This window comes from Bacillus sp. JJ675, assembly GCF_036963165.1.
Taxonomy (GTDB): domain Bacteria; phylum Bacillota; class Bacilli; order Bacillales; family Bacillaceae; genus Bacillus; species Bacillus glycinifermentans.
The window spans coordinates 73,198-82,165 of the sequence record NZ_JBALMR010000008.1 but is presented as its reverse complement, the minus strand read 5'-3'; the positions used below and the strand labels follow the sequence as shown (position 1 = coordinate 82,165).

Below are 8,968 nucleotides of genomic sequence, written 5' to 3'. Positions count from 1 at the left end.
CTGCGAAAGCCCTGATTTTTTTCGCCAGTGACTGCGGTGATTCATGATACTGCCCTTCTTCATCGGGCAGGCCGGCATTTGGATAGCAGCTGACTGCCGTCCCGGCAAGGGAGGAGAGGGTCCGGATATGGTCTGTCATAAATTCGGGCCCTGTCGCGCAGTTTAAGCCGACGCTGATCGGCTTCATGTGTTCCAGGGAGATATAAAATGATTCGATATCCTGACCGGCGAGCGTCGTGCCCATCGGCTCGATCGTTCCCGATACCATGAGGGGAAGGGTTTTTTTTGTCTTTTCAAACGCTTGCCTGATGCCGATGAACCCGGCTTTTACGTTCAGCATATCCTGACTCGTTTCAAGGAGCAGAAGGTCGGCGCCGCCCGTGATCAGCGCTCCCGCCTGTTCCTCATAATTGGCGACAAGCTCATCGAACGTCGTGCCGCCGGTAACGGACAGGGTTTTCGTCGTCGGACCCATTGCCCCGGCGACAAACCTTGGCCATTCAGGCGTTGTATATTTTTGAACGGCCGCTTTTGCGAGCCTGACGGACGCCGCATTGATATCAAAAGCGAGATGTCCAAGGCCGTATTCATCAAGAACGAGCCTTGTCGCACCGAATGTATTCGTCTCAATGATATCGGCTTTAGCCGCCAAATAAGCTTCATGAATTCCTTGGATGATGTGCGGCGCTGTCACACTCAAATATTCATTGCATCCTTCATAGGCTTCACCGCCGAAATCGGCGGGTGATAAGTTTGCATTTTGAATCATCGTTCCCATCGCACCGTCAAGAACGAGGATTTTTTTCTTCAGCTGGTCAGTGATGATAGACATTTGTCGTCTCCTTTTCTTTCTGGTGAATGTACGCCGTAAGCTCTGCGGTTAAATCGGACCTCAAGAACGGCGTGATCAGATAAATGCCGTTGAACAAATCAGATGCGGCGTCAAGCAGCGAGCGGGCGATGGCGAGCCCTTCCTCAGCCTGTTTTTGTTTGTCGCTGCCGGCAAGCGCCATCTTTTCGCGGATCGCATCCGACAGTTTGATGCCTGGAATTTCGTTGTGAATAAACTCGGCATTCCGGCTGCTTGTCAGCGGCATGATCCCGATGTAAATCGGGGTTTTGAGATGCTTTGTTTCCTCATGGATCTTGATGAGCTGTTCTTCGGAATAGACGGGTTGGGAAATAAAATAGTCCGCGCCGCAGTCGATCTTTTTCTCAATCCGTCTGACCGCTTTGTCAATATGTCTCACGTTCGGGTTGAAGGCGGCCGCGACGGAGAAGTTTGTTTTCTTGCCGAGCGGCTTTCCCGAGTAGGACAAGCCTTCATTAAATTGTTTGATCAGGCTGATCAAGTCGAATGACGTCAGATCGTAAACAGAAGTCGCTCCAGGGAAATCGCCGATTTTCGAAGGGTCTCCGGTAATCGCCAAAACGTCGGAAAGCCCGAGCGTATCAAGCCCCATTAAATGGGACTGCAGGCCGATCAGGTTGCGGTCCCTGCATGTAATATGGACGAGCGGCCTCATGTCAAGCCTCTCTTTTAAAAGCGCGCCGCAGGCCACATTGCTGATTCTCGGCGTGGCGAGCGAGTTGTCCGCTAACGTGAGTGCATCGATTCCGGCTGACTTTAACTCTTTTGCTGCCCGCAAAAACTTTTCAAAGTTTAATTGTTTAGGAGGGTCCAATTCGACGATAATGGAGCGCTTCTCTTTCGCAAGCTCGTCTAAAGCGGGCTCCGTTCTTTCGTGCTGAACTGCTGCCGCTGCTTTCTCCCTGACTTTGACCCGTTTTTCGGTGACGGGCGGGAGGCCTTTGACAGCTTCAGCCATCGCTCTGATGTGGTTCGGCGTCGTTCCGCAGCAGCCGCCGATGATGCGCGCGCCCTGATTGCGAAACTCAACCGCGCTGTTTCTGAAATATTCATCATCCGTTTCATAGACGAGACGCCCTTCAACAAGAGATGGAAGGCTGCTGTTCGGATAGACGGAAAGGTAAGCGTCCTTCAAGAGAGGCACCTCCTCGAGCGCTTTGATCATGTGATAGGGGCCGAGGCGGCAATTGATGCCGACCACATCGGCTCCGAGTCCCGCAAGAAGCGTCAAGCCCTCTGAAAGCGGGGTCCCGTCCTGAAGAACGCCTTCTTCATGCATCGATACGTTTACGATGATCGGAAGGTTCGTTTCTTTTCTGGCAATCTTCAATACTTCGCGTGCTTCCTCTAAGTCGTAATACGTTTCCAGAAGGAGTCCGTCCGGTTCCTCATTCAACAGAAGGTAAAGATGTTCGCGAAAGCTTCTTTTGATGTCATCGAGCGAATACGCGCTTTTATTGAACGTCCGGATGCCGCCGAGCGTTGCGAGAACATAGGCGGAGCCGGCCGCTGAACGGGCGAGGCGGACGGCTTTTTCGTTGATTTGCTTCGTCTCGTCTTCAAGGCCGTATCTGGACAGCTTGATGAAATTTGCACCGTAGGTGTTTGTTTGAATGATGTCGGCGCCTGCCTTGACATATGCTTCATGAATGCGTCTCACTTCATCCGGCTTTGAGACGTTCAGCTCTTCGAAGCAGCGGTCGATCCCGTATGAATAAAGAAGCGTTCCCATTGCGCCGTCGGCTATTAACGTTCTGCTTTTTATATCCTCCAATAAACCCATCGTTTTCCCCCTTGAAATAGTAATAAATAAAAAAAGCCTTCCAAGAAGAAGACTTTTCGTATGCATTCACCTTCTTCTTATCTTCCAAGCAGTCTGCTTGCTGGATTTAGCACCTTGGTCATGAAACAATCATTACACCGGTTGCTGAGGCTTCATCGGGCCAGTCCCTCTGCCTCTCTTGATAAGAACAGCTATTCAATTGTCGGCTGATGCCGCCAAAAAGCGGCTTTTACTCAATTTACCGAAAATCGGGGGAATAATCAACAGTAAATTGAGAATTTATCGAAAATTTATAAATTGAACATCAATCGGAAGATCCGCTTCCCTTACCAAGGCGATGATTTGCTGGAGATCGTCTTTGTTTTTCCCGGTCACCCTGATTTGGTCATCCTGCACTTGCGATTTGACTTTAAGGCCCGATTTTTTGATCAGGGTATTGATTTTCTTTGCGTTTTCTTTGTCGATGCCCTGAACGAGCTTGCCGCGCTGTCTGACCGTTCCGCCTGACGCGTTTTCCAGCTTGGAATACTCGATGTTTTTCGTTGGGACGTTCCGCTTGATCAGCTTGCTGACGAGAACGTCTTTCAGCTGGTTCATTTTGAATTCGTCGTCTGACACGAGCACAAGCTCTTCCCCGTCGAGCGTGATGCTACTTTTCGAACCTTTGAAATCATAGCGGTTGCCGATCTCTTTCAAAGCGGTTTGGATTGCGTTTTGAACTTCGGGAAGTTCCACCTTTGAAACGATGTCAAATGAGCTTTCTTTAGCCATAAGAAAAAAACCTCCATCCATTTTACTTATGAGTCAATTATAGTAGAATAAGGTGAAACTTCCAATATCGAACGGTTTCGTCTGGCCGTTATCTGGCAATAATTTGAACATTGGAGGAATACGAAAAAGCGAAACAGGCGAGTGAGAAAGGAAGAGCAAGTATGAAACCGGGACAGCAATTAACGTTGAAAATAGATCACAAAGCAGATTACGGATATTTTTTGACCGATGGAGAAACGGTCATCCTTTTGCACAACAGTGAAATCACCGAAGATATTGAAGAGAGGGAAGAGGTCGATGTCTTCATATATGTCGACCATGAAGGCCGTCCGGCGGCTACGATGAGAAAGCCGCTGATCAGCGCTGATCAATACGGCTGGGTCGAAGTCGTTGATGCGGTCGATGACATGGGGGTTTTCGTCGATGTCGGGCTGACGAAGGATGCACTGGTGGCAACCGAACATCTGCCGCCTTATTCATCCGTCTGGCCGCAGAAAGGAGACAGGCTCTATTGTATGCTGAAAATCACGAGCCACGGGAGAATGTTTGCCAAACCGGCTCCGGAAGACAGGATGAGCGAGCTGTTTACCGAGGCGTCCCAGGGCCTGATGAATAAAGAGCTGACAGGGACGATCTACCGCTTGATCGCTTCAGGCTCGTTTATGATTTCCGACGGCGGCATCAGAGGCTTCATTCACTCCTCCGAGAGAAAACAAGAGCCGCGGCTGGGAGAAAGGCTCACGGCAAGGGTGATTAAAGTCAAGGATGACGGCTCTGTCAATTTGTCGCTTTTGCCGAGAAAGCAGGATGCCATGTCCGTTGACGCCGAAGAAATTTTGACGTATATGAGGTCGAGAAACGGGGCGATGCCGTTTTGGGATAAAAGCGACCCGGAAGATATTAAAGAACGGTTTAACATGAGTAAAGCAGCGTTTAAAAGAGCGCTCGGCCATCTGATGAAACAGGATAAAATCTATCAGGAAGACGGCTGGACATACGAAAAAAAATAGCAGCTGCAGGCGGCGATTCTTTAGGAAACGCCGCCTGCTCTTTATAAATGATTCGGTTTTTTTGATCCCTGATGTTTTCCGGCTTGCCTGTTCTTTCGGCGAGCCGGTTTTTTTGCTGGTTGCCGGCGTTGTGATCAACCGGTTTTTTGTCATCATCTTTTGTCACGTGCAGCACCTCCCGTCATTAGATTGCTCACTGAAATGTAAACTATGTGCGCTATTTTTTCTATGTTTTTGCCGGAGAGTTTATACCTTGAGGAAAAAACGGCATACATATATGAATAATAGAAAAATGCAATAGGAAAGGGAGAAGTGGTATGGGGTTCCCCATTGCAGTTTTTATTCAAAGTGTTTCAGGCGGGGTTGTGAATTTTGGCGGGGCGATTAAAATCAGCCCGATCAATACGTCAAAAACCGTTCAAGGGGCTGGAAGCGGGAATACCGGGCTTACGGCTTCGAACACAGGAGTTTCAGGTGCGGACTCCTTTGATGAAGATGTGCTTGATCAAAATATCGTATAAGGCAGCGGATGGCTCCTTGTCAAAGACAGGAGCCATCGGCCTGTGTCCAAATTCCTGAACATTCACCTTTTTTCTTTTCCCGAAAAAAAGACCGCCACTGTGCCAGGGCCCGCATGCGCGCCGATGGCCGATCCGATCATATGAACTACGATGTCTTTCGGGTGAAACTCGGCTTCGATGAGCCGCTTGATTTCGCCGGCCGTTTCTTCGGCATCCCCGTGGCTGATCCCGATCGTCTGGCTGCTTAGATCACGTCCTCTTTCTTTCATAAGCTCGATCATCCGTTTCAAAAGCTTCTTTTTACCCCTGATTTTTTCTAAAGGGACAAGCTTTCCTCCTTCGACATCAAGCAGCGGTTTGATATTGAGCAATCCCCCGACGAACGCGGATGCTTTGCTGATTCTGCCGCCCCTTGCCAAATAGGTCAAATCGTCGACGGTAAAAATATGTTCAAGATGGTCGCAAAAGTCCTTTACAGACGTTTCGATTTCTTGTATTGTATTGCCGTTAGTTGCGAGTTCAAGCGCATGTTTTACGGCGAGGCCATAGCCCAATGAAGCGCATTTTGAATCGATGATCCGCAAATCAAAATCAGGAAATTCCTCCTTGACCTCGTTTGCTGCCATTACGGCAGTCTGGTATGTGCCGGAAAGCTCAGAGGAAAAAGCGATATATAAAGCGGGCTGATTCTTTTTCGCAAGATTTGTGAACGCGTCTTTCATAAGCTGGAAAGACGGCTGGGAGGTTTTAGGCGCTTTCCCATTGCGCATCGCCTCATATACAACAAGAGGCTGAATCGTTACGAGATCGTCATACTCTTTGTCGTCAAGAAGCACGCGCAAAGGAATGAAAGTGACGCCGTTGTCATCGTAAAAAGATTTCGGCAAATCCGCCGCACTGTCGGCTATCAGATGGACGGTCATATATAACCCCTTCTTTCATCGTAATGGTTTTTAGGTTAACAAGGCGCACGTCGCCGCCGCGGAAGCTGATCCGCTTTTCCAAAATCAACTATATCATATAATTTCATTTTGGCGTTTTCAAAATATGGATTTAAGGGTAAACCAATTATATAGAATTAGCGGAGGAACTGAAAAAATGGTAATAGCTGAAGCAAAGAAATTGTTCATTGTCATCATAGGCGCCTTACTAAACGCGATCGGCCTGAATTTATTTTTAATTCCCGCCGATGTGTACGCAAGCGGTTTTACGGGTGTTGCGCAGCTTTTATCAAGCGCGCTTGACCAGTACAGCCCCATCTATTTTTCAACCGGAACGCTCTTGTTTATTTTAAATATCCCCGTCGGTATATTAGGATGGATGAAAGTCGGGCGTTCATTCACGATTTACAGCGTATTAAGCGTGGCGCTGACGACGGTTTTTCTCGGGATGCTGCCTGATGAGGGCCTGTCAAACGATATTTTGCTGAACGCTGTTTTCGGCGGGGTGATCTCAGCGGTCGGAATCGGCCTGACGCTGAAATACGGAGCTTCAACGGGCGGTCTTGATATCATCGCGATGGTTCTGGCGAAATGGAAAGATAAGCCTGTCGGCACATATTTCTTTATTTTAAACGGGGCCATCATTTTGACGGCAGGATTATTGCAGGGTTGGGAGAAAGCTTTATATACGCTCGTTACGCTTTATGTAACGACGCGGGTGATCGATGCGATTCACACACGACATGCCAAACTTACCGTCATGATCGTCACGAAGAAAGCGGAAGAGATCAAAGAAGCCATCTACGGAAAAATGGTGCGCGGGATTACGACCGTTCCGGCCAAAGGCGCTTTTACGAATGAACAAAAAGAGATGATGATCATCGTCATTACCAGGTATGAATTATACGACTTGGAAAAAATCATCAAAGAAGTGGATCCAAAGGCTTTTGCAAATGTTGTGCAAACAACCTCTGTTTTAGGGTTTTTCCGAAAAGATTAGAAAGGGTGAATGAATGCGGGTTGTATTGTTGACTGTGCTATTACTCATCGTCGGAGGATGCGGGCAAAACGCGGGGAGCGGCCCCGCCAAGGAGGTATCAGGGGAAATGAGCAACGGAAGTGTTGTACTGACGGTTGAACCTGTGCAAAAACAGGACGGAATCGAATTTCGCATGTCGGTTGTAAACCATTCGGATGAAGCGGTAGCATTTGAATTTAGCAGCGGACAGAAGTTTGAGCTTATCGTAAGCGACAAGGAAGGAAATGAACGATACCGCTATTCAAAAGGAAAAATGTTCACCCAGGCTTTCCAAACGATGACATTGAACCCGAAAGAGACGTACGATTTCACGGATGTTTGGAAGGAAGTACCCGAGCCTGGCGTATACGATGTGAATGTCACGTTTTTGGGGAGAGCGGAACAGCTTGCCGTGCTGAGGGCAGGCACATCGTTTGAAGTAAAGTAAGAATCCAGGCTTACGAGCATTGTGCTGCTACGAATAAAAACAGAGGCATCCGAAGATGGATGCCTCTGTTTTTAATATTTATCGCCATTAAAAATGGAATTTTTGACGATGACATAGTCGACATTGCGGATTGCATCAAGCTTGTTTCCTCCGGCATAAGAAATGGAGGATTGAAGGTCCTGTTCCATTTCGGTCAGCGTATCCTTGATGGAGCCTTTATGCTCCACATACATTTTCTTGCCTTCTACGTTTTTTCGTTCGCCTTTTTGATATTCTGAAGCTGATCCAAAGTACTCTTTGTAGAGCTTTCCGTCTTTTTCAACCGTTGCTCCAGGAGATTCCTCGTGTCCGGTAAATCTGATTGATTTCGCAATATCCCCGTGAGTGCGGATTCCGCCGTCGGCGATGATCGGCTTGCTTGCAGCTTTGGCGCACCACGCAATGCGGCCAATTGCCATCCGCCCGTTCCAAATCCGGTTTTGATTTTTGTAATGCAGACTTTTCCGGGGCCGATGCCGACTTTTGTAGCGTCAGCTCCGGCGTTTTCCAGTTCCCTTACCGCCTCAGGCGTTCCGACGTTTCCGGCGATGACGAAACTTTTCGGCAAATGCGTTTTAATATGCTGAATCATGCTGATGACGGCGTTGGAATGTCCGTGTGCGATGTCGATTGTGATGTATTCAGGTTCTGCCTGTTCCTTGGACAGCTTTTGTACAAATTCGTATTCTTCCTCCTTGACCCCCACGCTGATGGAAGCAAATAAACCGCGGGACTTCATGTCTTTTATAAAGTTGAAACGTTTTTCGGGCTCGAAACGGTGCATCACATAAAAGTAACCGTTTTCAGCCAGCCAAATCGCCAGCTCCTCATCGATAATCGTCTGCATGTTGGCAGGTACCGCAGGCAGTTTAAACGTCCTTCCGCCCAACTGAACGGTTGTATCGCATTCAGAACGGCTATTGACGATGCATTTTGCAGGAATTAATTGAATATCTTCGTAATCAAACACGTTATCCATGATATACACTCCTAAAAACGAATATTTATTTATTAATAACATTAAATGTTCGCCTTTAATAATGTACTCCCTTTTGTTTCGAATGTCAAACGTTTTATGTAGAGTTTTTACAAATGACAAAAGGAGCCGTGTCGATGAGACAGGCTCCTTGTTGATGATTAGGACAATCGGTCAAGCCGATCCTGAAGGTCGTGAAGTTGGCTGCGCTCAGCGTCGGTTGAGTTGGCATATGCGGAGGAAATCGCGTTTTTCGCCCTTTCAACCGCCCTTGTCCGCTCGCCCGATTCAGCGCCGTATGCTGCTGTTTCGGCTTCATGGACGGCATGCTTTGCCATTTGAAACAATTCGTTTCTCATTTTACAGCCCTCCGCATTCTGCCGGGCCGTTGCGCTTTTCCGCCTCTTCAAATGTGGATCGGTAAGGGAACCTCGCCGCATGCTGCTTAATCGCGTCTTTGCCTTGCTGAATAAACCGTTTCGATTTGCTACGTTTACCCATCCTGACTGCCCCCTTGAAACGAGTTGGACGGTCTCTTTAGACCGCCTTCCCATAGTATTGCCGAGGGAAAACTGCGTTTATGAATGGCA

9 protein-coding genes, 2 pseudogenes and 1 riboswitch are annotated in these 8,968 nt (G+C 48.1%); of the genes and pseudogenes, 4 read left to right on the top strand and 7 right to left on the bottom strand.

The genetic code is table 11. The features are described from left to right. The 3 genes from V7126_RS02080 to V7126_RS02070 form a co-directional block, all read right to left on the bottom strand. Positions 1-832 (bottom strand): homocysteine S-methyltransferase family protein (locus V7126_RS02080; RefSeq protein ID WP_335496283.1); only part of this gene is annotated, 832 nt, incomplete at its 3' end. After that, a complete protein-coding gene (locus tag V7126_RS02075; RefSeq protein WP_335496281.1) occupies positions 816-2,654 on the bottom strand; it encodes a bifunctional homocysteine S-methyltransferase/methylenetetrahydrofolate reductase in 1,839 nt (612 codons plus the stop codon). The genes V7126_RS02080 and V7126_RS02075, both read right to left, overlap by 17 nt. A gap of 74 nt (positions 2,655-2,728) precedes the next feature. Further along, positions 2,729-2,842: riboswitch (SAM riboswitch) on the bottom strand. 91 nt (positions 2,843-2,933) lie between these two features. Further along, positions 2,934-3,425: a YajQ family cyclic di-GMP-binding protein gene (locus tag V7126_RS02070; protein WP_046131254.1), complete on the bottom strand. Its 492-nt coding sequence runs from the start codon at positions 3,423-3,425 to the stop codon at positions 2,934-2,936. A 141-nt stretch (positions 3,426-3,566) separates the two neighbouring features. Between V7126_RS02070 and V7126_RS02065 the strand changes: the two are divergent. After that, positions 3,567-4,435, top strand: a pseudogene (locus tag V7126_RS02065) (CvfB family protein). Between the two features lie 317 nt (positions 4,436-4,752). Then, positions 4,753-4,956, top strand: a complete 204-nt coding sequence (locus V7126_RS02055; RefSeq protein WP_046131251.1) for a spore germination protein — start codon at positions 4,753-4,755, stop codon at positions 4,954-4,956. 62 nt (positions 4,957-5,018) lie between these two features. Here the strand turns inward: V7126_RS02055 and V7126_RS02050 are convergent, their stop codons facing one another. Further along, positions 5,019-5,879: a DegV family protein gene (locus V7126_RS02050; protein ID WP_046131250.1), complete on the bottom strand. Its 861-nt coding sequence runs from the start codon at positions 5,877-5,879 to the stop codon at positions 5,019-5,021. A 175-nt stretch (positions 5,880-6,054) separates the two neighbouring features. Here V7126_RS02050 and V7126_RS02045 point away from each other — a divergent pair, with 175 nt between their 5' ends. Then, the gene (locus V7126_RS02045; protein ID WP_175076171.1) at positions 6,055-6,897 is read left to right on the top strand and encodes a YitT family protein; all 843 of its coding nucleotides are present in this window, start codon (positions 6,055-6,057) and stop codon (positions 6,895-6,897) included. 13 nt (positions 6,898-6,910) lie between these two features. Next, positions 6,911-7,363, top strand: a complete 453-nt coding sequence (locus tag V7126_RS02040) for a BsuPI-related putative proteinase inhibitor (RefSeq protein ID WP_046131248.1) — start codon at positions 6,911-6,913, stop codon at positions 7,361-7,363. 71 nt (positions 7,364-7,434) lie between these two features. Here V7126_RS02040 and guaC read toward each other — a convergent pair. From guaC to V7126_RS02025, 3 genes and pseudogenes are all read right to left on the bottom strand, one after another. After that, positions 7,435-8,381: pseudogene (gene guaC, locus V7126_RS02035) on the bottom strand (GMP reductase). A gap of 158 nt (positions 8,382-8,539) precedes the next feature. Further along, positions 8,540-8,737: a DUF3813 domain-containing protein gene (locus V7126_RS02030; RefSeq protein WP_175076170.1), complete on the bottom strand. Its 198-nt coding sequence runs from the start codon at positions 8,735-8,737 to the stop codon at positions 8,540-8,542. Position 8,738: 1 nt separating this feature from the next. Continuing rightward, on the bottom strand, positions 8,739-8,879 hold the full coding sequence (locus tag V7126_RS02025; RefSeq protein WP_335496272.1) for a hypothetical protein: 141 nt from the start codon (positions 8,877-8,879) through the stop codon (positions 8,739-8,741). Between the last annotated feature and the right edge of the window lie 89 nt (positions 8,880-8,968).